General features: G+C 35.4%; 23 protein-coding genes. 11 read left to right on the plus strand and 12 right to left on the minus strand.

The features are described 5' to 3' along the window. Positions 1 to 197: 197 nt before the first annotated feature. Positions 198 to 629: a homoprotocatechuate degradation operon regulator HpaR gene (gene hpaR / locus AC07WY_RS00630; RefSeq protein WP_004821962.1), complete on the plus strand. Its 432-nt coding sequence runs from the start codon at positions 198 to 200 to the stop codon at positions 627 to 629. Between the two features lie 135 nt (positions 630 to 764). Here the strand turns inward: hpaR and dsbG are convergent, their stop codons facing one another. The 5 genes from dsbG to AC07WY_RS00655 all read right to left on the minus strand — a co-directional run bounded on the left by dsbG (position 765) and on the right by AC07WY_RS00655 (position 5,241). Then, a complete protein-coding gene (gene dsbG, locus AC07WY_RS00635) occupies positions 765 to 1,514 on the minus strand; it encodes a thiol:disulfide interchange protein DsbG (protein WP_494735476.1) in 750 nt (249 codons plus the stop codon). 57 nt (positions 1,515 to 1,571) lie between these two features. Then, positions 1,572 to 2,402: a TlpA disulfide reductase family protein gene (locus tag AC07WY_RS00640; protein WP_262086211.1), complete on the minus strand. Its 831-nt coding sequence runs from the start codon at positions 2,400 to 2,402 to the stop codon at positions 1,572 to 1,574. Positions 2,403 to 2,413: 11 nt separating this feature from the next. Continuing rightward, a complete protein-coding gene (dsbD, locus tag AC07WY_RS00645; RefSeq protein WP_494735477.1) occupies positions 2,414 to 4,447 on the minus strand; it encodes a protein-disulfide reductase DsbD in 2,034 nt (677 codons plus the stop codon). 68 nt (positions 4,448 to 4,515) lie between these two features. Continuing rightward, a complete protein-coding gene (locus AC07WY_RS00650) occupies positions 4,516 to 4,971 on the minus strand; it encodes a hypothetical protein (protein WP_494735478.1) in 456 nt (151 codons plus the stop codon). Between the two features lie 27 nt (positions 4,972 to 4,998). Beyond that, positions 4,999 to 5,241, minus strand: coding sequence for a DUF7660 family protein (locus AC07WY_RS00655; RefSeq protein WP_227504254.1), 243 nt, complete (start codon positions 5,239 to 5,241; stop codon positions 4,999 to 5,001). 205 nt (positions 5,242 to 5,446) lie between these two features. On the opposite strand from AC07WY_RS00655, the gene pepN reads away from it, so the two are divergent. Beyond that, the gene (pepN, locus tag AC07WY_RS00660) at positions 5,447 to 8,056 is read left to right on the plus strand and encodes an aminopeptidase N (RefSeq protein WP_494735479.1); all 2,610 of its coding nucleotides are present in this window, start codon (positions 5,447 to 5,449) and stop codon (positions 8,054 to 8,056) included. A gap of 133 nt (positions 8,057 to 8,189) precedes the next feature. Here pepN and AC07WY_RS00665 read toward each other — a convergent pair whose 3' ends face one another. The 4 genes from AC07WY_RS00665 to AC07WY_RS00680 all read right to left on the minus strand — a co-directional run bounded on the left by AC07WY_RS00665 (position 8,190) and on the right by AC07WY_RS00680 (position 11,275). Then, the gene (locus tag AC07WY_RS00665) at positions 8,190 to 9,137 is read right to left on the minus strand and encodes a hypothetical protein (protein WP_262086204.1); all 948 of its coding nucleotides are present in this window, start codon (positions 9,135 to 9,137) and stop codon (positions 8,190 to 8,192) included. Positions 9,138 to 9,180: 43 nt separating this feature from the next. Then, positions 9,181 to 9,375, minus strand: a complete 195-nt coding sequence (xseB, locus tag AC07WY_RS00670; protein ID WP_034615548.1) for an exodeoxyribonuclease VII small subunit — start codon at positions 9,373 to 9,375, stop codon at positions 9,181 to 9,183. Continuing rightward, positions 9,368 to 10,630: an exodeoxyribonuclease VII large subunit gene (gene xseA / locus AC07WY_RS00675; RefSeq protein ID WP_419338174.1), complete on the minus strand. Its 1,263-nt coding sequence runs from the start codon at positions 10,628 to 10,630 to the stop codon at positions 9,368 to 9,370. The genes xseB and xseA overlap by 8 nt, the downstream gene beginning before the upstream one ends. 180 nt (positions 10,631 to 10,810) lie before the next feature. Continuing rightward, positions 10,811 to 11,275, minus strand: coding sequence for a DoxX family protein (locus AC07WY_RS00680; RefSeq protein WP_494735480.1), 465 nt, complete (start codon positions 11,273 to 11,275; stop codon positions 10,811 to 10,813). Positions 11,276 to 11,485: 210 nt separating this feature from the next. On the opposite strand from AC07WY_RS00680, the gene AC07WY_RS00685 reads away from it, so the two are divergent. From AC07WY_RS00685 to AC07WY_RS00695, 3 genes are all read left to right on the plus strand, one after another. Further along, positions 11,486 to 11,611, plus strand: coding sequence for a hypothetical protein (locus AC07WY_RS00685; protein ID WP_004821939.1), 126 nt, complete (start codon positions 11,486 to 11,488; stop codon positions 11,609 to 11,611). A gap of 566 nt (positions 11,612 to 12,177) precedes the next feature. Further along, entirely contained in the window at positions 12,178 to 12,558 is a 381-nt protein-coding gene (locus tag AC07WY_RS00690) for an NADPH-dependent 7-cyano-7-deazaguanine reductase (protein WP_494735481.1), read from the plus strand. 414 nt (positions 12,559 to 12,972) lie between these two features. After that, positions 12,973 to 14,199, plus strand: a complete 1,227-nt coding sequence (locus AC07WY_RS00695; RefSeq protein WP_419335628.1) for an acetamidase/formamidase family protein — start codon at positions 12,973 to 12,975, stop codon at positions 14,197 to 14,199. A 273-nt stretch (positions 14,200 to 14,472) separates the two neighbouring features. Here the strand turns inward: AC07WY_RS00695 and AC07WY_RS00700 are convergent, their stop codons facing one another. Next, positions 14,473 to 14,754: a hypothetical protein gene (locus AC07WY_RS00700; protein WP_004719854.1), complete on the minus strand. Its 282-nt coding sequence runs from the start codon at positions 14,752 to 14,754 to the stop codon at positions 14,473 to 14,475. A gap of 338 nt (positions 14,755 to 15,092) precedes the next feature. On the opposite strand from AC07WY_RS00700, the gene AC07WY_RS00705 reads away from it, so the two are divergent. The 5 genes from AC07WY_RS00705 (at position 15,093) to AC07WY_RS00725 (ending at position 18,579) form a co-directional block, all read left to right on the plus strand. Next, positions 15,093 to 15,308, plus strand: coding sequence for a hypothetical protein (locus AC07WY_RS00705; RefSeq protein WP_034617245.1), 216 nt, complete (start codon positions 15,093 to 15,095; stop codon positions 15,306 to 15,308). Positions 15,309 to 15,438: 130 nt separating this feature from the next. Next, positions 15,439 to 16,434: an alpha/beta hydrolase gene (locus AC07WY_RS00710; RefSeq protein ID WP_262086198.1), complete on the plus strand. Its 996-nt coding sequence runs from the start codon at positions 15,439 to 15,441 to the stop codon at positions 16,432 to 16,434. Between the two features lie 77 nt (positions 16,435 to 16,511). Then, entirely contained in the window at positions 16,512 to 16,736 is a 225-nt protein-coding gene (locus AC07WY_RS00715; protein WP_004821923.1) for a hypothetical protein, read from the plus strand. Between the two features lie 902 nt (positions 16,737 to 17,638). Then, positions 17,639 to 17,983: a DMT family transporter gene (locus tag AC07WY_RS00720; RefSeq protein WP_004821920.1), complete on the plus strand. Its 345-nt coding sequence runs from the start codon at positions 17,639 to 17,641 to the stop codon at positions 17,981 to 17,983. A gap of 29 nt (positions 17,984 to 18,012) precedes the next feature. Then, positions 18,013 to 18,579, plus strand: coding sequence for a TetR/AcrR family transcriptional regulator (locus AC07WY_RS00725; RefSeq protein WP_262086197.1), 567 nt, complete (start codon positions 18,013 to 18,015; stop codon positions 18,577 to 18,579). A 141-nt stretch (positions 18,580 to 18,720) separates the two neighbouring features. Here the strand turns inward: AC07WY_RS00725 and putA are convergent, their stop codons facing one another. Next, complete coding sequence (gene putA, locus AC07WY_RS00730) at positions 18,721 to 22,476, minus strand: trifunctional transcriptional regulator/proline dehydrogenase/L-glutamate gamma-semialdehyde dehydrogenase (protein ID WP_494735482.1); 3,756 nt, start codon at positions 22,474 to 22,476, stop codon at positions 18,721 to 18,723. 120 nt (positions 22,477 to 22,596) lie between these two features. On the opposite strand from putA, the gene AC07WY_RS00735 reads away from it, so the two are divergent. Further along, positions 22,597 to 23,094 carry an Lrp/AsnC ligand binding domain-containing protein gene (locus AC07WY_RS00735; RefSeq protein ID WP_004821915.1) on the plus strand — a complete coding sequence of 166 codons (498 nt, stop codon included), beginning with the start codon at positions 22,597 to 22,599 and terminating at the stop codon, positions 23,092 to 23,094. 50 nt (positions 23,095 to 23,144) lie between these two features. On the opposite strand, the gene putP is transcribed toward AC07WY_RS00735, so the two are convergent. Beyond that, the gene (putP, locus tag AC07WY_RS00740) at positions 23,145 to 24,650 is read right to left on the minus strand and encodes a sodium/proline symporter PutP (RefSeq protein ID WP_034617251.1); all 1,506 of its coding nucleotides are present in this window, start codon (positions 24,648 to 24,650) and stop codon (positions 23,145 to 23,147) included. Positions 24,651 to 24,827 lie beyond the last annotated feature (177 nt).

The following is a 24,827-nucleotide window of genomic DNA, read 5'->3' on the forward strand; positions in this document are numbered from 1 at the left end:
GGCAAATGTTGTTACTGTAAGATTGTTCGCATGAGCAGTATAAATTTTTAATATCATTTTGTAGTCAAGAGAATATGGATTTGTATGAATTCACTCATCAGTCAAATCGTGAGGCTATTGCAATATATGTATTGAAGAAATTCTTTAATTAATCAAGTGATTAATCTATCTGTTAATTTTTTATTTAAAGGATTTTTATGAAACCGATTCGCGTATCGCCATCTCTGACTTTAGCTTTGTTACAAGCGCGAGAAGCTACAATGATGCATTTTAGACCGATTTTAAATGAAATGGGTTTGACTGAGCAGCAATGGCGTGTGATTTCTGTACTTTATCAATATGATGAACTTGAAAATAACCACTTGGCTGATTTGGCATGCATTTTAAGACCCAGTCTAACGGGGATTTTAAATCGTATGCTTGATCAAAATCTGATTAAGAAACGAAAAGATCTACATGATCAACGAGTGAGTTTGATTCAGCTGAGCGATGAAGGTAAAAGATACTTTGAGACGCAAGCGGTGAAAATGGAAGAAAGCTATACAGATATTCAAACACAATATGGTGCAGAGAAAATCCAGCAGCTTATGGAATTGTTAAACGATCTCTCAAAAATAAAACCACGATAAATTTTAAATTATCAAATTTCAAGTGAAACAATGGTTTAAGAGTTAAAATAAAACTGCATGTCACTCAATTCATTTTAAATATAAAAACCCTTAATCAAAAATGAGTGGGTTTTAATCACTCATTTTTATCATCGCTTAATCAAATAACTTTTTAATGTCTTTCGGTGCGCCTTGCTGGCTTTGAATTTCACCTTTTGCATCTTTCCATACCATTGCAGGGGTGGCATAAAAACCGTATTTATCCATCAGTTTGGTATTTTCATCTAACTTTTCAGATAACACCTTAGGAATGCTTTTCATTTCCACCAATTTATTCTTACCGTTGCTTAAATTGTATTGTTTAAAAATTTCTGCAGGATTGGCATTGTTTAAAATCGTTGCGGCTTGTCCTTTACTGCTTGGACGAATGACTCCAACCATAATATGACGTAATTGAACTTTTCCTGAATCTACATAGGGACGTGCTTGTTGCCAAAAGGTATGACAGTAGGGGCAGTTTGGGTCATTAAATACATAAACGACTTTTGGCGCATTGCGATCGCCGTCTTGAATCCAACTTGATTTTTCTAGGCTTTTCCAAATTTCATCTAATACTGCACCTTTAACATGGGTGTTAATCGCTTCTTCGGTTAAATTTTTTCCTGAAGCGTTAAATAGGTCACCAACGATATAGTGCTTTTGATCTTTTGAAATAAAGATTGTCGATGGATATTCATCTTTATAGCCCGTCCAACCTTCTAAACCCTCGGGTGCATCTATTTGCTTAACAAAGTTATAACCTTCTTTTTCCAATTTATTTTTAAGGAAATTTGCATCAGCAGCAAACAAAGAGCCACTTAATACCAAACCAAGCGAATAAATACCGAGTGTTTTTAAATCAATCATCAAGATGACTCCTAAGGTTAAAAGCAATAATTCTTTAATCAATGCCAATGAAATAAATTATTTCGAAACTATCCTTTGAACTTTTTGGTGAAGTGCTGCATGGGTAAGTTCACCCATATGTGTATCGATTAATTTACCTTGTGCATTAAAAAATAAAGTGCTGGGTAAGCCAAACATTCCCATTTTTTGTGCCGTTACGCCGTCAAAGTCCAGTAAAGTCCAATGCAAATTAAGTTTGTGTTGTTGCAAATACGTTTGTACAGTTTTGGCATCTTCATTTTGATTAATAAAGACAAATTGCACATTGGGGTATCGTTGTTGAGCATCATTTAACACTGGCATTTCACGTCTGCAAGGCGGACACCAACTAGCCCAAAGATTAATTACAGTGGGTTTGCCGAGGAACTGAGTCAGCTCAACATGCTCTTGTTGAAGATTCACTAAATTGACTTGAGGAAATTGTTGGTATTGCAATTGTACCTGTTGATAGAAATATTGCCCTGAAATGAAAAACATGGCAAAAGCTGCAAAGCATAGTGCAATAAAGCTTTTCTTTAGAGATCGATTTTTCCAAATCATCCATAGCCCAGCACAAGCAATTCCCACATAAAGATGAAAACCTTTATCTTGAATCTTCAATATTTCAATTGGATGCTCTAAATAAACATCTAAATTGAGTAAGACAAAGCCCAGTCGTGCAGATAACAAGCCGACCAAGAATGCAGACCAAATCGAGTCTTTAAACGCAGACCACTGTAAATCTGAAACAGCAAAATATTGAAAGCTAAACTTTCCAATTACCACACTCATCAGTATCGCAAGCATGAGGATGGTTAATCCCCATGGCAACATAATCGGTCCTAAATGAATTGCTTGTGCAGTGATCATGGAGAGTGTGCTTAACGTCCTGTGTGTATTTTTTCAGTTTGTTGAATAAGTTGTGGCGCTGAGAAGGTACCTGTAAAGCGCAATTCACGGATTTCTTCTGCATTGCTATTTAAAAACAGCATGGTTGGCGGACCTAAAATTTCACGTTGTTTTAAAATGATGTCTTGTGAGGCGTTGTATTCGGTTAAGTCTAATTGGATGAGGGTGAAGTTTTTCAATGCCTCTTGTACATCGGTACGTGGGAATACCTCTTTTTCAATCGGTTGACACGCCACACACCAGTCCGCATAGACATCAATAATGATGGGTTTGCCTTGCTGTTTAGCATTGACCAAAGCCTGTTCTAATTGTTCAGCGGTGGTCACTTTATTCCAAACTAAATGTTCTGTTTGGCTATGTTGAATTTGATAAGCAGAATAACTTTGTTGAATATTCCAAAAACCAGCTATTAAACTGGCTATTGCGATAATGGCAAGAATAACTTTATTAACCGTTTTTTCACTGTCACGTAGAGCAATAAAGAGATAGATTGCCAATGCAATACACAGCAAGGCAAAAATTGCAGCATATACAGTCGAAGGCAGCATAGGGCGAATAAAGTACAATGCAACCATCAGCATAATAAAGCCAAAACTGACTTTAATCCGATCCATCCATTTACCTGGTTTTGGTAATAATTTAGAACCAAATACACTGGCGATAAATAAAGGTAAACCGATACCTAGACCGAGAATAAATAAGTACAAGCCACCTAATACAGCACTTTGAGTTTGTGAAACAAATAATAATGCACCAGCAAGTGGGGCACTCATACAAGGGCCAACAATAAGTGCTGATAATGCACCCATAACTAAAGCACCGAGCACTGTCCCAGCTTTTTGATTATTTTGCAGATGACTTAATTTATTGGTGATGAATTGTGGTAAGTTTAATTGATATAGACCAAATAAATTTAAAGCTAATACAACAAATAAAACTGCAAATAATGAAACAATCCAAGGGCTTTGGAACCAACGTTGAAAGCTATAACCAATTTCAGCAACCACAATCCCCATAATGGCGTAAACCACCGCCATACTCACTACAAAACACAAGGCAATCACAACAGCTTTATAACCTTTCGCGCGCTGAATGATGATGCCAGAGAGAATTGGAATAAGTGGCAGCGAACAGGGTAAAAACGCCAGTAAAATACCTAAACCGAAAAACACCAATAAATTTAGAAACAGAGAATCTTTAGACAATAGTTTAAAGAATGATTGATCATCATTCCATTGTAATGACGATGTATTGTTTTTAGTGTCCGTATTGCTGTTTAAATCAGCAGGATTTTCCGTATCTGTAATTGCACTGCTACTTGCAACAGAAGCATTGGGGGCGATTAGATTTGCAGTGTTATCTGTTTCATTGGCAGTTTTTTGTCCAGGCTGAGTAGTAGTTTGGTCATCCAATACTTTGTTTGGAACTGGTTTTTCAGCAGTTGAATTGGCTTTAGTTTCAGCGTTTTCTTTGAGCTTTTTATCTTGAGCTGGGACAGTATCAGGCTGATTGAGTAATGTGCTATTTGAATTATTATTGAATAGGTGCTTAGACGATGTATTGCTTTGTGGTAATAAGCCATCTGCATCAGTTGCAATGGTTTTTCTTAGTAATGGATAACATAAACCATCAGCAGAACAACCCTGATACATCACTAAATATTGTGAATTTGGTTTGACCTGAATCTGTGTAGTCACATTTTCATAATGAACTTCTGTTTTCCCAAAAGTTGGATCATCTTTAATATGACCTTTTGGGAGGCTTAAAGGTACAGCTTTATTGTTGACCGTTACTTTAAATTGATCATGATAAAGGTAATAGTGAGGTGCAACTGTCCATTTCAATTGTGCTTTATTTTCTGAAATTGATTCCGCAGAGAATTGAAAAGCTTGATCTGGGGGGAGAAACTCAGGATTTGCGTGGCTGATGGTACTTAGACTCAACAAAGTAAAACCACATACACTGAGCAAGGTTCGCAACTTCATAATTCCATATCTTTGTTTCATTTACAGCCATTATCCATAATTTCAGATAAAGAAGGCATTATTCTAAGTTTTTCTTTGTAAAAATACCGTTAAAAGCATTCAACTCCATTTTGCTTAAGTTTTTGAAAAATTTGTCCATCATCAGGATAGAATCTGTTGAATTGGGTCATTTTCTTGGTTTTTTTGCTGGTGTAATTGACATTGTAAAGCACAGCACCTTGATAAACGATTTCATAAGTTCCTGTTTCTTTCTGATTGATTATTTCTTTATAGAAATCGTGAAATTCACTTGGTCTACCTTGTGCCGTGTCAACAGCATCATAGTGGGTAAATTTTAACGAGATTTTTTTCATATAAGGATAATATTGAACTGTTTTGACTTTTGGAAATTCTTCCTCAGAAATAAGCAGAAAGTTGGGATCTGTTGACAATTCGTCTACGTTGTTTTGACTTTCTTTAAAGCAAAAATATGGGGTAGTTTGCTTTGCATAAACAGGCAAAGGGAGAAGACTCATTATAGTTATAAATAGCCTAAGCAATTTCATACTCTTTCCTCAAAGTTTTTCTTGTTATTATTCATAGATTTTTGCAGCCATTAAAATATCTGCAAAAATTTTCCATGGGATGCACTCTGGTTGTGGCTGTTGGGTATTTGCATAAAAACCCTCCATATCTTCCACCCAATTGTGCATTGCTGCTAAAAAGCTTTGCAAATCTTTATTTTCCCATTGTTGAATATTTTCAAGATGATCTTGTTTGAGATTATCTAAAAATGTTAAAAAATCTTGTTTGCTTTTTATTGCATTAATTTTCATAAGCATCATTTCTAATTTACAGGATAAATTGTTGTATAAATATAGGCCATCTCGCACGTTTTTTGCATTCCAACAATTGAAATTAATTTCAACTAGACCCATATAGAAATTAATCAACAGTACAGAACAGACACTTTGTGAAATTTGATTGATGATCAAGCTCACGATAACAAGTCGAAGCTCAACAATAGGATTAGGACATCATATGAATATCGCGGCAAACCCAGTAGTTGAAGCAGATCAAACTATATATCTAAAAGATTATCAAAAACCTTCATATGTTGTAGATTCAATCAATCTCGATATCCAAGTTTATGATGACCATACCAACGTAAACAGCAAATTAGTCATGAAACGCCAAGCAGCAGGAGATATGGTATTGCTTGGACGTGATCTTGAGCTTAAATCAATTTCTATTAATGGTAAGCAGCTTACTGAAAGTGAGTATAAGCTTGATTCTGAGCAATTGGTGATTGCCAATGCACCAGATGAAGCCATCGTTGAAACATCTGTGGTCATTCATCCTGAAACCAATACACAACTCGAAGGATTATATCTTGCGGGGAGTGATTTATTTGTCACTCAAAATGAGCCAGAAGGTTTCCGTAAAATTACGTTCTATCCTGACCGTCCAGATGTCTTATCTGTGTTTACCACTCGTGTAGAAGCCGATAACAAATATCCTGTGCTTTTGGCAAATGGTAACTTGATTGAAGCGGGTAAAACTGGTGATGAGCGCCATTATACCATTTGGGAAGATCCAACCAAAAAACCAGCCTATTTATTTGCTTGTGTGATTGGTGATTTAGCAGTTTTAAAAGACCGTTATACCACTTCAGAAGGTCGTGATGTGGCTTTAGAAATCTATGCAGAAGAAAAAGATATCCCAAAATGTCATATTGCGATGGAAGCATTAAAGCATTCTATGCGTTGGGATGAAGAACATTATGGACGTGCATACGATCTAGACAATTATATGATTGTGGCAACCAGTCAGTTCAATATGGGTGCAATGGAAAATAAAGGTTTAAATATTTTCAATACATCATGTGTGCTTGCTGATGAAGAATATACCACTGATGCCGCAATCATGCGTGTACAGTCTGTAATTGCTCATGAATATTTCCATAACTGGACAGGTAACCGTATTACTTGCCGTGATTGGTTCCAATTGTGTTTAAAAGAAGGCTTAACAGTTTTCCGTGATCAGTCTTTTTCAGAAGATTTACAATCGGCTGCAGTACAACGTATTGACGATGTTGCTGTACTTAAAGCGCATCAATTCCCAGAAGATGCAGGCCCATTATCGCATCCTCCACGTCCAGATCATTTTGTAGAAATCAACAATTTCTATACCGCGACAGTGTATGAGAAAGGTGCGGAAATTAACCGCATGATGTCAACTTTATTGGGCAAGGAAAAATTCCGTAAGGGTACCGATGAATATTTTCAACGTCATGATGGTCAAGCGGTTACTGTTGAAGATTGGGTTGCTGCCTTAACTGCGGGTTCAGGTGTCGATTTATCTGCATTTTTAATCTGGTATAACCAACCAGGAACGCCAAAGCTTGAAGCGAAAGGTGAATATGATGCGAGTACTCAAACTTATCGTTTAAGCTTTAAACAAAGTTTAAAACCCCATCCTAAATATCCAAATTTAAAAGCAGTACCTATTCCAGTGGCTTTAGCATTGTTTAATGCAGAAACAGGTGAGCAGTACACCTTGCATTCTGAGGCTTTATTTGAGAATGGGGTAAAAGATGGGGTGTATTTGTTTGATCAAACAGAAGCAAGTATTGAATTTACAGGTGTGACCGAAAAGCCTGTAGCATCTTTATTACGTAATTTCTCAGCACCAGTAAATCTTGAATTTAACTATTCAGATGAAGAACTTGCCTTCTTATTGCAATATGAAACCAATGGTTTTAACCAGTGGCAAGCAACACAGACTTTGCTTGAGCGTATTTTGCTTAATGGTCATGATGCTCAAATTTATGTAGATGCAATTAAACAGACCTTACCAAATGTAATTGAAAAAGACCCGCTATTGGCGTCACGCTTATTTGATGTACCAAGTGAAGGTTATTTGGGTAGTCGCATTGATCAAGATTATAATCCTTTGATTGTAAATGAAGCACGTGAAGCCTTGTTGAATCAATTGGCTAAAGTCTTGGGTGACTTTGTTAAAGAAACATATTTATCACTTGATCCAGATTCACAAAATGAATTTTCACAAGCAATGGGTGTTCGTGCTCTGAAAAATATCATGTTGAGTTTTATGGCGCGTCAGGGGGATACCGCAGTATTTGATTTGGCTTATGCGCAGTATGAAAATTCTGTGAATATGTCAGAGCGACTAGGGGCACTTAAAGTTTTAGTATGGAATGATGCACCACAAGCAAAAGCAGCCTTAGAGGACTTCTATAAGCGCTTTAAAGATGAAGCATTGTCATTAGATCAATGGTTTATGATTCAAGCAGCGCATCCGAAAGCAACGGCTGAAACGATTCAGTATTTAACTTCACATGCTGATTATGATTTAGGTACACCTAACCGTATTCGTTCGGTAAGCGGTGGTTTAAATGCCAATCCTGTCAATGCATGGAGTTTTGGTGTTCAGCATTTTGTAGATTTGGCGAAGTATTTGGATGAAAAGAATCCAATTGTTGGCTCTCGTTTACTTCAAGTCCTTACACGCTGGTATACATTAGCTGAACCACAACGAAGTGAAGTAAAAGCCGCACTTGAAGGATTAAAATCTCAAGTGAAATCAAAAAATGTCAGTGAAACCTTAAATAGTATGTTAAGTGTTTAATTACTAATGATTTTTTGATTTAATTATATTTGTAATGCTATTTCTCTTATTGTTATAGGAGAAATAGCTTGTTTAGAAGTTATAATGTTATTGGACCTATTGATATAGGTCTTACAAATTATTAATAGAAAAGTTAATCAATTAGTGTGTAATCTGAATTTGAAATGGTTTTGTGAAAATAAGGGTTTTTAAAAATTATTAATCCTTGTTTTGTGAAGCTAATGTCTATATTTTTGTTTGCATCTATTAATATCAGGCATTTATTTGTGCCACATGTCATGAATTTAACATTTAAAAATTTTGGAGTGGTTAATCTCTGAGATTTAAATAAATAATCAATACTATCATCTTTTATTGAAATACTATTAGTATCTGAATAAATGAATTGATTTATAGCATCTGAAGTTCCTTTCTTTTCAATACCTGCCAAATAAAATACAGTTATTAGAATTAATAAATAAAAAACAATTAGATAAGCGTAATAATAAATAATTTCTTTAAAGCCTTTGTCTATGTTTTGTGTATCAATAGAGTCATTCCAGTTAATTTCATTTTTAGAAGTATTGTGGGTTTTTCTAAACAATAGTTTTAAAGGATATGTAATTAGTGCAAAGAATAAACCTAATAATAAGATGATAATAATAAGTACTATTTCAATATAATGGCAAAGAATTGGAAATTTTCGATAAAGAAAATCTGAAAAAATGCTTATGATGTAATAAGGTATTTTTAAAATAAATAAAAAAGGTTTTATTATTGTATAAAATAGTATGTTAAATATTAATACAAATAAAAAAGTAGCAATATAAAGCCCACCTTTTATAAAAGACTTACTAATATTTTTGTTTGTCAATGTATTTGCTAAAGATATTAAAAGTAAAAGGATAAAGCTAAACATTAGTCCCTTTACACCTTGCAATCCACCAGTGATTAAATAGTTTTGAAAATCATAGCCTAATGAGTGATGGGAGTAGCCAAAATACCCAACATAATTTTTAATATAAAAGTACCCACATGCATATAAAAATATAGATAAGGCTGTAAAAAGTAGAGCTAAATCTACGCTAAAATTTGTTTTCAATGTAATTTCTCTTTTTTGTTAAATATTCTATCTGATTCGTAAGTTATTCTTTAAAAGTCTCATTTAGAGCCTGTTGCACCGCATCTACACGTGACTTACAGGCTTTATATGCAGACATGGATTCTTCCACAATCTTCATCAAATTATCAATATCAGGTTCTTCTTGAGATTCTAATAATTCTGCATTTTTCTTTAGAACGTCATAACCTTCTTTAAACGTTAAATCTTGTTTAGCCATTGCTTAATACCTGTGTCACATTTGCGTTGATCGTACCATCCAATAATTCTACTTGGATGTGATCAGTTGAAATTTGTTGAATAGAACGAATGGCTTTACCATCACTACGGACAATAGCATAACCTTTGGCCATTACATGACGTGGATTTTGCAAAAGCGTTTCACGCATGAGTGATTCAACTTGATTGGATGCCAATTTAATCAGTTGCTGTGCCAAATATTGAACAGTACCTTTCATCAAATCTAAACTTTTATTTGCTTCATTGATCTGTCCTTGAGAAAGCGTTTTAATGACTTTGATGTACTGATCATTCTGGCTTTGATAAGCAGTGATTTGATGCTGAGATAACAGTTTAATCTTATGTAGAGAATCTAGCACATCTTGGGTACGCTCTACGATTAGATTTCGAATACCTCCAATCACTTTACTCGGTGTATCAAAAGAACGGTTTGCCACTTCATCTAAAATGGTTCTATCTTTTTCATGACCTATACCTACCCAGATCGGAACAGAGCGTTTGCAGAGTAGCGCAGCGAGATTGTAGTCATTGAGATAGGCCAGATCATTGACTGCACCTCCACCACGAATAATCACAATAAGATCTGGTGGGGTATTGAGGTCTTTCGCCCATTGTCGTAATGCATTTGCTAAAGCTTCTGAAATACTTGTCGCTGCAGTGTTCCCCTGAAACGTTGCCGTATGATAGACAAAATGACAAACGCCAGCTTGATCGAGAGCATCTGCATCTTTCTTAAAGTCACCCAAGCCAGCAGCATTTTCAGGAGCAATGACGAGCACATTTTGAATATCAAATGGGGCAGGCAGTAATTTATTTTTATTGAGTAGACCTTCGCTGGTCAGTCTTTCTAAAATTTGTTGATAACGCCGTGCGATATCACCTAGGGTATAACTTGAATCTATTGCTTCAATATTGACTGAAAAACCGTATTGGGGACTAAATACAGCTTTCACTTTAATCAGTACATTGAGATCGCGAGAGAGTTCAACACCACTTTCTCGTTCAAACTTTAATACCATTTTGGCAGCAGAGAATTTCCAGATTGTTGCCTTACAACTGGCAATGACTTTATCTGAATCTTCTTCCTTTTCTGCAAGTTCTAAATAGTAATGGCCGCCCTTGATGCTTAGATTTCTAATCTCAGCTTTTACCCATATTGCTTCATCAAAAGTTACACGTATAACTTCTTGAACAGTTGCAAGGTATTCGCTTAAGGAAAGCTGTAAGTCAGACATACAAAGGTAATTACGGTAAATTTATCTAAAATAGTATATAACATGGTGACTCAAGACGGTGAAGATATATTGATCTTATGTAAAGTCAAATAGCATCTTTTTTGTTACGATGAAGCAAATGATTTTGATTCATACAGTTTGACAATGTGTATCCCCACTTCTCCAAAAAGTGGCTATTTTCTAAAAGTATTTTTTGAAAAAAAGTTTATCTAGCGTGAAAGAATCTGGCTTGTTTGTAAAAATAAAAAGTAAAATGAAAATATAAAGCAAATCATGAATATAGAAAAACCAGCTTATCCAAGTGATCAAATTAAGACCTGGCGGGATTGTATAAATGCCAACTGTTACAAGTGCTACAAAGCAAATAAAGATCAATATAAGACTGGTTAACTGAGTAAATAACCCTATGGTTAGCAATAGCCCGAATACAAATTCAAATAAAGAAACAATGATAGCTGTCACTTCTGGAAAAGGTATACCTGCCGAAACAATCGTTTCCAACATGATTTGTTGATTTTTCTCTACAAATAATTTGTTATAACCCGTTGTTAAGAAAAATAAACCGATCGAAATTCTGGCTAATATTAAGACGAAGTGACTAAATTTTGGTGAATTAAATGGATTTTTAAAGAGAAAACCAAGCATGTGTCTATGATTCTGAAAATTAAAAAATATCTTAATAATCTGAGTAGATTTTTTAAATGTAAGCATTGTTGATGAGTGTATATAATTTGTCATTTATACAAATTTAAAATTTTGCTAAGGCTGTGAGAAATGTTACGTAAGTTTCACAACATACACATCAAGAAGTCCATACTTTGATATGGTGTATTTTTAAGCAAAACTGAGCGAACTATGAAAATATTTTCAATTTTGAGTTTAGCTATGTTGATCGGCTTAACAGCGTGTCAAAAAAGAGATACAGATACACAAAAGCAAGATCAAACAACAACGCCACATTCAGTCGATAAGGACAGTTAATCCACCGCCCACTGATACAGTGGGCTGATTGATATGATGTACTGGTCGAAATCGAAATCATGTTTATGCTAAGACGCTTAAAGCGTCTTTTTTATTGTAAAGACAAAGTCTTGTTTGAGATTAGACAAACATTTTATAGATAGATCTTTGATTCTTTAGGCTCTATTTCACAATTAAAAGATATCGAAAAGTGGGAGAATTATTAATTTTAAAGCAAAGTTTTATTTAGATTTTTATATCTAATTCAAGTAATTTTTAGGCTTTCTCTATAAGAAATCATACTGTAGGCATAAGCTAAGATAGCCGAGTAATTTTCTTTAATGATATACAACCGTCTCGTTCTAATTGGCAATGACAGCGCTTATCTGGGTTTAATGGCCCCTATTCATTGATCAAAGAATAAAACTAAATATTTAAATTAAAACAAAATTCAAGTTTAAAATGTATAAGGTTCTAAGTGATAGTTATGATTTGTGTAGGCAACAAGTAGTTATTCGCAATAAGTGGTTGGATTGCTCTAAAGCGCTATGTTAGAACATAACTTCCATATTTATTCGAGATTAAACATGAAAAAATTATTATTAATTTCATCTTTTTTAGCTGTTGTTTTTGTTGCTGGGTGTAGTGCAAAAGACAAAGATAAAGCGACATCTCCTGATAATGAGGTAAGTAGTAGTGCCGTTGCTGTTGATAAAAATGAGTCAGCTGAAAAAACGGTAAAATATGAAACCGCTGATAAGAAACAATTTACACTTAAGACCAGTGATAATTTTGTTACAGCGACATTAACGGATAGCGATGGAAATAACTATTCATTGAAAGAAGTACCTGCTGGAAGCGGTATGCGTTTAGAAGGTGACAATGGTGTTTCAATTCATTCTAAAGGCGATGAAGGAACCATTGAACTTGCTAAAGATAAATCTTTTACAGTGAAAGAAGTTAAATAGAATTGTGACGTAAATAGCCCCACCATTTGGTGGGGTTTTTTATTTGTAATTCATCAATCAAAAAATATCGTATTGAGTGAATCATATTGGCATTGAAAGTTCTTGCTCCCTTTAAGCGAAGGCGAGGATGAGGGGGGATTTATGTTGGCATATCATTCTAAAAAGGACTTATGAAAGAAGCTGAATAGCTTGAGAGAAAACTGTACACATTAAAATTAAACACTTTAAAACCCACTCAAAAATAAGATATTTACGGGCATTTCATTATTTATGCACTTGAATAGACCGACTAATTGTAAACAATTGGCGCAATAGCTATTGAAATGAACAGATTAAAGTAATTTTACCGTGGCATGAAATTTGCTGAAAACACCTTTGCAATATTTTTATTTTTCAATTATTAAAGGTATTTTTATGTTTAAGCACACGGTTCTTTCACTGTTTATTTTCAGTGCTATCAGTACTTCAGTCGTTCATGCTGAAAGTTTTACTGTTCTTAAGCAATTATCCAATAAGCCTGTTCAATTAAAAGACGGTGAATACAAAGGCAATTATTATGTACCTTCGACTTTAAACACGATTACTTGGGGTTACTTACCGAATAAAGATGCCAAGCCTGTGATTTCTGTTCCGTCGGGGAGTGTGGTGACTTTTGATACAGTTTCACATGAAGGCTTACTTGAAGATCAAGGGCGGGATGCGGAAAAATTCTTTAAATCAAAAGGGGTGAAAGATGAATACATTTTAGATGAAGCAAAAAATATTACAAAATCTTCTCTAAAACATGATTTTCATAAAGATGGACCTCATATTGTGACTGGCCCAATTGAGATTCAAGGTGCACAAGCTGGTGATATTTTAAAAGTAGAAGTCATTAAAGTAGAGCCTCGTGTTCCCTATGGCGTCATTTCAAATCGTCATGGTAAAGGTGCTTTAGTGGGCGAATTTCCTAAAAGACCTCAACAAGAAAATGCTTCGGCTGAACATCCTGAGCGATATGGAAACGTTTCAGTCTTTACCCCAATAGAAAAAAATGCCAAGGGTGAATATGAGGGGGTACTAAAAACACAATCAGGTAAATCGATTCGTTTCCCGCTAAGCCCGTTTATGGGCATTATGGGGGTCGCACCGAATACATCACAGCCAGTTCATTCAGTACCACCAGCGATGTATGGCGGTAATATTGATATAAATGAGTTAGGTGCTGGATCAACTGCATATTACCCAGTACAAGTGCCGGGTGCATTGTTCTATACAGGTGATAGTCATTTTGCCCAAGGTGATGGCGAAGTTGCATTAACTGCATTAGAAGCTTCAGCAAGAGCAACACTCAAGTTCACTTTATTAAAAACAGGCAAAGATAAGATTCCAGGTAAAGAAATCGTACAGCCATTAGCAGAGAATGCTGAATTCTGGATTACACCAGGATTAGATGAAGATTTAGACGAAGCAATGAAAAAATCTACACGTGAAGCGATTCGTTTTTTAAATCAAGAATATGGTATTGATGAAGCGATTGCTTATGCCTATCTGAGTGCTGCTACTGATTTTGAAGTATCGCAAGTGGTTGATAAGACCAAGGGGATTCATGCAAAAATACGTAAAGCTGACTTTAAAGAGTTTGTTGAAGATGCTAAGTAAAACTAAAGCTGCTTAATTAAATATCCTTGGACGTGAGGTCGTGTATTCAGCTTTCAAGGATTTATCATTATCTTTGAAATGATATAAAGCTATAATCTTTTCGTCTTTATTCGTGTTGATTGTTTTCCTGCAATTTATTCATTTATGTTTTCAAACGATATTTAGTCGCTTGTTATCGTGGCTTTCGATATGTGACATCAATGCTAAAGCACTTCAAACATGAAAAATCATGTTTATTTAAGCCTTAGTTATAGCAATTTAGCGGAATGAGCTTTAGACACGAATCATACTTTTACTGTTTATATCCTCCATCCAGTCATTTAAATCCAAATCATTGGTAAATGAATGTTCACCATCAATCTTAAAAACTAACAGAGAGTCATGAATGCTAATAATACTCGCTAAATGTTGGCGAATGATGTTGGCTTCATAGCTGGTATTGATCAGCCAAGTGGAAGGGTTCACCCGAATCGAAGCATCGTAGTCACAGATAAGCTTATGGACTTCATCTAAATGATGTACTTGTGATGAATTTAGAATAATCAAATAATTCATATTAACAACCTCCATAAAAGAGATTTAGATAAAATAACTTTTATTATGAAATGTGATAAGTATCACGATTTATTCAATCTAACACCAAAGCAATTTGATCAATCAAAAAAATGTCGGACAATCTAAAGCTGAATTTTGATGATGTGTTAGTTTTTTTTATTGTATTGTTCAAGAAAATTCTTAGTAGATATTCCTTTTGTTACACAATAAATAATCAAAAATTTTAAATACTGGCTAAATTGAAGTATGCTTAAGTTTAAAATATTTAAACAAAAAGCTCATCAAAAGATGGGCTTTTTTGTCTTACTCTCTGTGTGTTATAAGGTTTGAGGCTTAAAATGCTGGTTAAAATAGAAGATGGTTTTTACCTAAATTCACTGCATATTATCGCAATACATGTTTCTAAAGATATGATTACGCAAAATTTTTCTATAAGTATAGAATATACACCGCACAATCAAAATGCCAATGGCTTATATCATAAAAAGTGCCAAACCAAAGCTGAAGCGGATTTATTTTTACAAAGTCTGCATCAACAAATCGCGCAAATATAAATTTAAATTTTTAAGTTGTTTTTTGCATTTAAATTAAAAGAAAAGGAATTCATTTTTAAGCTATATTAGGCTCACAATTGAATGTATCGATAATGTGAAAATCACAATGATTGAACATTTTGAGGTCAAAATGCATAAACTGAAAATTCTTATTTGTACACTTTTACTATTCACATTGTCTGCCTGCCAAAATGTGCAAAAAAATAACAAAATCATTGCAAAGGCATTTGATACTTCAACACATTTTCAACGCTATTTGATGGATAAACATGCGCCAGAGAATGTCATTGTTAGCAATAATATGACTTACCAAGAGCAACCAAAACTCAGTTTAGATCTCTATCAGCCAAAAGATATTCAACAATTTGAAAAACGTCCAACAGTGATCTGGATTCATGGTGGTGGTTGGATTTCAGGTGCTAAAGATAATGCAAGAGGATATTTTAAACTGCTTGCAGCACAAGGTTATAATGTTGTTTCTGTGCAATACCAATTTGCACCGCAAGCAATTTATCCAACGCAGTTGCACCAAATCAACAACGCACTGCGATTTATCCAGCAAAATGCAAAACAATACCATATAGATGCTGATCAATTATTTTTAGCAGGGGATTCGGCTGGGGCTAATTTAGCCAGTCATTATGCAGCGCTTCTCACTAACCCAAATTTTGCCATAGAATCTGGATTTACAGCCTCAATTCAAGCCTCACAACTTAAGGGGTTAATTCTGCATTGCGGAATTTATGATATGAATGCCTTTATTAATACAGCACCAGATGAAATCAAACTGATTGAATGGGGGGTAAATAATCTTGTTCAAGCTTATACTGGTAATCAAAAAGATAATCCTGAATATTTAAAACGTTTATCACCTATACAGCATCTTACCAAAAACTATCCACCTGTTTTTATCAGTGGGGGTAATAAAGATTTTCTGACAGATACGCAGTCCATTCCTTTTGTAAAAGCTTTGCAAGAAAAGCAAATCCCTGTTCAAGCCGTTTTCTACCCAGAATCAAAAGAATGGTTGGTCCATGAGTATCAATTTTTCTTGGGCAAAAAGGCGAGTCAGCAAACATTTAATCGAACCCTCATGTTTTTAAAGAAAAATATAGATCAAAAATGAACTCAAAAAATAATGATTTAAACTGAACTGTCATAAAAGAGTGTTATAAAAAATAAAATTGCAGTGAGAAATGAAAGATGGAAATTAGTGTAAAGCAAATCAACAAGCGTATAGATGAATTTCAAGAATCAAGTAAGAAAGCATCAACTTTAGAAATTGGCTATAAAACCTATGCCAAGTTAATGAATGAAGATAAATTTGCAGAGGCACTCAAGAAAGATCCGAATAACACAATGGTTCGTTACTACAAAGATATAAAAATTAAATTGGTCACAGAAAAACACCATTTTGAGGTGAAATAAGTCTTTTAATAAATAGAATAACAATTTTTAAAATTTACAACTCAAGGAATGAGTGTAAATTTTTTATGATTTTGCATGAGAAAAAGTAATATATTTTTAAACACTTACCAGATTTTATAGTGAACATTTTTGCCTTTTAAAATTAAAATTTAGTACATATAAAACATAGATATGTGACCTCATTGTTAAACACAACTTGTAACATTTTTTTCTAAATCCTTCATTTATTATTCACTTTATTTATATGATGTGTCTAAATATTTCATTTTTTTGAATTTTTTTAACATGTGTTTAAAACATTAAAAACATATTTATTAAGGTAAACTAATTAATTTGAGTGATTTTTAATCAAGCTTATATAGGTTTAATTCTTGTGAGATGGTTTTTAAACTATATATAATAATTGAATAAAAACAAATATATGAGAATATTTATCATTTATAATGGTTTTTTTGAATCTCTCTTCATGCTGTAAAAGTAGGCAGTTAGACTCTTTTTTTAAGTGTTTTTTAATTTAATCAGGCTTAATGATCTTACAAATTGTGACAAAATATATTAAAATAAATGCTGGTTTATTTTGTGACGAAAAATAATGGAAATTTTAAACTTTATAAAGAGTTTCAACACGGTAAACACATATTTAATTTTGGCGGTCATTGCCTTGTTGTTTATAATTTCATTTTTCTACTTTATTCATCCTACCTGATTAAGTAGAAAACTGAAGAAAAAAGGTGAGTATCATATTGATAACTCGCCTTTTTTTATTTTAAAAAATAATTTTTATCAAAGTGCAATGCTTATTATTCATCAAATCTAATGGCTGAGATTACAAATAACTAAAGATTGTATTGTAAATTGAATTTATATAACATACCAACCAACTGGTATCTTTTGATGAATTTATGAATTCTATACTTTTTGCCTATAGTTTATTGGCGGTCGCTATCATCGCTGAAGTAACAGGTTCAACATTCTTAGTGAAATCGCAAGGCTTCACAAAGTTGGTCCCAAGTTTACTGGTGGTATTTTTTTATGTGATTTCTTTCTATTTACTGTCCCAAGTGATTAAAACGATTCCATTAGGTATTGCTTATGCAATTTGGGCAGGTGTCGGTATTATTCTCACTGCTTTGGTGGGTTATTTCATTTTCAAACAAAGCTTAGACTTTGCTGCAATTGCAGGCATTGGATTAATTATTTCAGGTGTATTGGTGATTAATTTATTTTCAACATCAGCAGGACATTGATAAAAGCACGAAGCAGGTAAGATTTGAGTATGGATAAAATTGTAGAAAATGCTTATCAACGTAAAAAAGATCCTGAAGGTGTTAAAAAATTAATTTTAGCCAACACAATGAGTTTAGTTGCTGAACATGGTGTAAATGGCGTATCTATTCAAAGTATTGCAACGCGTTCAGGTGTAACGAAAGGTGGTGTATTTCATCATTTTGCCAATAAACACGTTTTGATTGAGGCCATGTTGGAAGAGTTAATCCAACAATTGGACGAGCAAGTCAGTCTTGCCATTGAAAAAGATCCAGTTACTTATGGCTGTTTTACTCGCGCATATATTGATGTCACCTTAAGCGCTTCATTTGGAGTCAACACAGTATGGAGTGCTTTAAGCATGACATTGATGACAGATAAATCTTATAGCGAGAAATGGGATCAATGGCTGACACGGCGATTATCTCAACATGCTGCAACGGATGATTCTGCCACATTAAAAATATTACGTTATGCAGCGGATGGGGCATGGTTTGTAGAAAGTCTCTCCCCAAAAATGCAGGATGATTATGAGGAAATTAAACAGCAATTGTTATTAAGGACTTATCCTGAATAGTGATTCATTTGCTCAGATTTTTAAGCAAAACCAATAGCTGCAAACTAAAATAAAGATCTTAAATAAAAAAAACCAAGCCAAATGATATTGACTTGGAATGGAAAAATTTCTTTTAACTTGGTTAAATCATTGCTTTATGATTTATTCACTGCCTAAAGTCATCAAACTTGCATTTCCGCCCGCAGCAGCAGTATTGATACTGATCGCACGCTCAATAAGTAATGGTGCAAGCGGGATAATTGTATTGGCATCCGCTAAATGCGTTATGCCAACAATTGCACCTTCACGTTGCGCAATCACTGTCTGTAATTCTTTTAGACCAGCACCTTGATGTAAAACTGCCTCAAACTCTCCAACAGTCACATCATTGATCATCGAAAATTTTTGTTGCAACGCTTTTGGCATACTTTGAATCATTTTTAAAGCAATCGCATCGTCACTTAAAATACAGACTTGCGCATTGAGAGACAAAATTGCATTAAATTGATTCAGCAAAGCCTGTTCTTGCGTTGCGATTGCCAATATGCGATGACGTGATACAACATGGTATTGATTCAATTCACCTGTTGGACCTGGAAGTTCATATAAAGCAATCGGTGATTGATACTGATGCATAGCCCATTGCGAATAGTGCTGTTTTGCCCAAGTGTTAAATTCTGTTTGAATCTCAGATGGTTTTAGATTGAGCTGTTCCGAGATATTTTTTACAGTACCAAAAGGGCGATTGGGTAGGGCTGTATGCTGCATCAATTTATATAAATAAATCGGACCGCCAGCTTTAGGTCCTGTTCCTGATAAACCTTCACCACCAAAAGGTTGTACGCCGACAACAGCACCTACAATGTTACGGTTAATATATAAGTTACCCACTTCCGCATGTTCAATGGTGGTTTGAATAGTTTCATCGATACGTGTATGTAAACCCATGGTTAGGCCATATCCTTTTGCATTGATATGTTCTAACAATTGCTTTAATTCACCATATTTATAAGTAATGACATGCAATACAGGTCCAAAAACTTCACGTTTTAAATCATTCAGATTTGGAAGCTCAATTACCGTCGGGACAATAAATGTGCCTGCATTTAGATCAGATGTTGGTGTTTCATAAGCAAGTTGATGTATTGCATAGCCTTTGCTCCGCATCATTTCGATATGCTTTTCAATATTTTGTTGCGCTTCACCATCAATCACAGGGCCTATATCTGTTTTCAGCAAAATAGGTTGTCCAATGTTGAGCTGTTGCATGGCGCCTTTAAGCATCTTAATCAAGGTTGCTGCATTGTCTTCTTGAACGCACAATACTCGGAGGGCAGAACAACGTTGACCAGCGCTATCAAATGCTGAGTTTACTGCATCAATTACCACTTGTTCTGTCAGCGCAGAAGAATCTACGATCATCGCATTTTGACCACCTGTTTCAGCAATCAGCGGAATCGGTTGACCTGTTGGACTCAGGCGTTGTGCTACGGTTTTTTGTAAAATCTTAGCAACTTCAGTCGAACCTGTGAACATAATGCCTTGAATACGCTCATCTTGGCTGAGTTTTGCCCCGACTGTTTCACCACGACCAGGAAGTAATTGTACAACTGATTTTGGAACTCCTGCTTCCCATAAGATTTGAATTGCTTGTGCTGCAATTAATGGGGTTTGTTCAGCAGGTTTAGCAATTACGGTATTTCCTGCAACAAGTGCTGCTGAAATTTGTCCAGTAAAAATTGCAAGCGGGAAGTTCCAAGGGCTGATACATAAAATTGTACCCAAGGGGCTAAGTGCACCATTTTTTTCGATACTTTGCATTTGAGCTGCATAATATCTGAGGAAATCAACGGCTTCACGTACTTCGGCAATACCATTGCTATAGGTTTTACCACTTTCACGACACAGTAAAACCATCAGTTCCTGAATACGCGATTCCATAATCGCAGCAGCTTTAAGCAATAACTCTGCACGAAAATCTTGAGATGCGTTTTTCCAATTTTCAAAAGCTTGATGAGCGTTGTTTAAGGCCAAATCAACTTGTGCTGTTTCTGCTTCGATCACATAACCAACTAGATCTGCATGATCAGCTGGATTACGGATTTCTTGCGAATTTATTTCAGCCAAGTCTTGTAAATCAAGCTGATCGACAAGGCTATAACTGTTCCATTGGTGTTTTAAATGTTGCTGAACAGTTTGATTTAAATCTTTTAATTTGCTGTCATCGGCTAAGTCTAAACCTTGAGAGTTTTGGCGGATGCCTTGATATAAATCATGAGGAAGCGGAATAGCAGGGTGTTTTAACCCGACTGCATGCTCTTTTTCTGCAGTATGTAAAATCTCTTGAACTGGGTTTTCAATCAAGTCTTCAATTTTAATATTTTTATCTGCAATACGGTTAACAAATGAGGTATTCGCACCATTTTCTAATAAACGTCGAACCAGATAGGCCAATAAGGTTTCGTGATTACCGACAGGCGCATAAATACGACATGGAATCCCTAATTTCTGATCTGAAACCTTGCCTACCACTTGTTCATAAAGTGGTTCACCCATGCCATGTAAGCATTGGAATTCATATTGACCAAGATAATATTTTTGTGGATCTGCCAATTCATAAATTGTAGCAAGCGTTTGCGCATTATGTGTCGCAAATTGCGGATACACTTGATCAGGCGCAGCCAATAGTTTTTTTGCACAAGCAATATAAGACAAATCTGTATGCACTTTACGGGTAAAGACTGGGTAGTCAGACATACCGTCAATTTGTGCTTTTTTGATTTCACTGTCCCAGTAAGCACCTTTGACCAGACGAATCATTAAACGTTTTTGACTACGTTTTGCCAGATCAATAATATAATCCACCACATAGAAACAACGCTTTTGATAGGCTTGGATCACAAAGCCTATACCTTTCCAGTTTGCCAGTTGTGGCTCAAAGCATAAACGCTCAAGTAATTCTAAAGACAGCTCTAAACGATCCGCTTCTTCAGCATCAATATTGAGGCCAATATCATAGGTCTTTGCTAAAAGCGCCAAATTTAAAATTCGAGGATAAAGTTCATGATGCACACGTTCGGTTTGAGAACGTTGATAACGTGGATGTAAAGCCGAAAGTTTAATTGAAATTCCTGGACCGGTATAAACATCTTTACCTTCAGACGCTTTACCTATGGCATGAATCGCTTGAGTATAGTCTTCAAAATAGCGATCTGCATCGTGTTCAGTCAGTGCTGCTTCACCAAGCATGTCATAAGAATAACGGAAACCTTTATCTTCAAGGGTTTTGGCATTGTCCAACGCTTCTTCTATGGTTTCACCAGTAACAAACTGCTCACCCATCATACGCATGGCTGCATCAACTGCCTTACGAATGATGCCTTTACCTGTACGCGCTAAAAGCGAAGTGAGAATCCCTGAAAGGCTGGTTTGTTTAGGCGTTTCCATCAGTTTTCCAGTCAGCATGAGTCCCCATGCAGCAGCATTGACAAACATCAGATTACTTTGGCCTAAATGATCTTTCCAGTTTCCTTGATTAATTTTATCGCGAATCAATAAGTCTCGGGTCGCACTATCAGGGATACGCAATAAGGCTTCAGCCAAGCACATCAATGCGATGCCTTCTTGTGAAGACAATGAAAACTCTTGCAGCAGACCTTGTACGATACCTGCTTTGCCTGACGAACTTTTACGGTCACGTAAGCTATGCGCTAAGTTAAATGCAATGTCATAAATTTTCTGATTCATTTCTTCAGAAATTTGACTGTGCTCAAGTAAGTTTTCAACACATTCCGATTCAGTACGACGCCACGCATGATTGATTTCTTCTTCAAAATCAGTTTTGTCTTTAAATTCGGTAATGTAATCCAAACTTGGAAGTAAGTTTGCATTTAAAACTTGAGGTGAATCCATATTCATTGTCAACGTCCTGTGACTAGCAAATATTTTTGTTGAGCAGATGGGTTTATATAATTTATGATTACAGAATATTTGGTGAATAACTCACTATAATTTGAATAATATTTAGAGAATTATTCTATGGAAAGTGCTTATTTAAGCTTGGATCGTATAGATATTCGGATTTTGGACATTTTGCAAAAAGATGGAAAAATTTCCAATATTAAGTTGGCTGAAAAAGTTAATTTATCGCCCACAGCTGCGCTTGCTCGGGTGCAGAAATTGACAGGGGAAGGATTTATTTTAGGCTATGAAGCAAAGCTAAATCCGAAAATGTTAGGTGCTAATTTTGTGGTATTTGTTGAGATTCTTTTAGATAAAACCACACCCAATGCTTTAGATGCTTTTTCAGATGCCATCGTACAATATCCAGAAATTATGGCATGTCATATGATCAGTGGCGGTTTTGATTTTTTAGTGAAAATTCGATGTGCTGATATGGAGGAGTTTCGTCGTATTTCAGGGCAGGTACTCTGGCAATTGCCTGGTGTAAAGGAAACACGTAGTTATCCAGTGATGGAAGTGATTAAAGACAGCTCGCAATTACATTTAAATTTTAAAGCGAAAGTAAAGAAATAGAAAAGGGGCATGAATGCCCCAGCTCTAATGGTTTATTCAAACATGTGAATTTACATATTTTTCATTTCACGGTTATAAATTTGTTCAGCATTTTCAAAACGATCAATTACTTCTTTTTCAGGCGCTTTGTCCATTAAGCTGACCACAATGATGCTGATGAAAGAAAGCACAAAGCCCGGCACGATTTCATATAAACCTGTATGCGCCATGGTGTTTTTCCAAACAATTACTGTTACAGCACCGACAATGATACCAATCAATGCGCCATTTAAAGTCATACGCTTCCAGAACACAGACAATAAAATAAGCGGACCAAATGCTGCACCAAAACCAGCCCATGCATAAGCCACTAGACCAAGTACCTTACTTTCTGGGTTAAATGCCAAGATGATTGCAAGTACTGAAATGGCTAAAACCATTAAACGACCGACCCAAACCAACTCGTTTTGTGAGGCTTTTTTGCGAAGAAAAGATTTATATAAATCTTCAGTCAAGGTGCTTGAGCATACCAAAAGCTGACAACTTAAGGTACTCATGACAGCGGCTAAAATAGCAGCTAAAACAACACCAGCAACCCATGGATTAAATAAGATTTTGGTTAATTCCATAAACACTGTTTCTGGATTTTTTGCCACAATTGCAGCTGACGGAATATCAGGATGTGCTTGGAAATACGCAATACCCACGTAACCTACAGCAACAGCGCCCGCTAAACATAGAATCATCCACGCCATACCAATACGACGAGCATTAGGAATGGTTTTCACTGAATCTGCTGCCATAAAACGGACTAAAATATGCGGTTGTCCAAAATAGCCTAAGCCCCATGCCATTGATGAAATGATGGCGATAAAACTAACCCCTTGGAACATATTTGCTGCATGTGGACGTGCGGCTTCAATCAATTGATTGACATGTTGTAAATCACCGACTGCCAGGAAAGTCATAATCGGTGCCAACAGCAATGCAAAAATCATCAAGCCCGCTTGAAATGTATCTGTCCAACTGATGGCAAGGAAGCCACCAATACACACATAACTGATGGTTGCAATCGCACTGACCCAAAGAGCAGTGGTGTAGTTCATAGCAAAAATACTTTCAAATAAACGTGCACCTGCCACCATGCCTGAAGCACAGTAAATACCAAAGAAGATTAAAATGACCAGCGCAGAAATGATACGGATCACTTTCTTTTTATCACCAAAACGGCTGGTGAAATAATCTGGTAATGTTAATGCATTATTTTGTATTTCAGTATGGACACGTAAACGGCCTGCGACCAAATACCAGTTGAGCCAAGCACCAATAATGAGCCCGATTGCGATCCATGATTCAGATAATCCAGTCAGGTAAATTGCGCCGGGAAGACCCATGAGTAGCCAGCCACTCATATCCGATGCACCCGCTGAAAGTGCAGTGACAAAACTCCCTAAACTTCGACCTCCCAAAATATAATCTGAGAAATCAGTGGTTTTTCTATAGGCATATAAGCCAATACAAACCATTGCAATGATATAAAAGATAAACGTGACAACTGTGGGGTTGAGTGAGTCCATATTTAATTCAGTCCTTGTGGAGTAAATCTCCAAGTTTTATTTTTTATCGCATAAGTTTCACGAGCGAATTCTTTCACACAACTAAAAAATATCGCTGTGATTTTTATAAGGTGATTGTGCAAGATTTATGTATCCGATTGTAACTTTAGATACAAATGCAAAAAATCAGCAATTTAT

This window comes from Acinetobacter sp. GW821-FHT01C12, assembly GCF_059422625.1.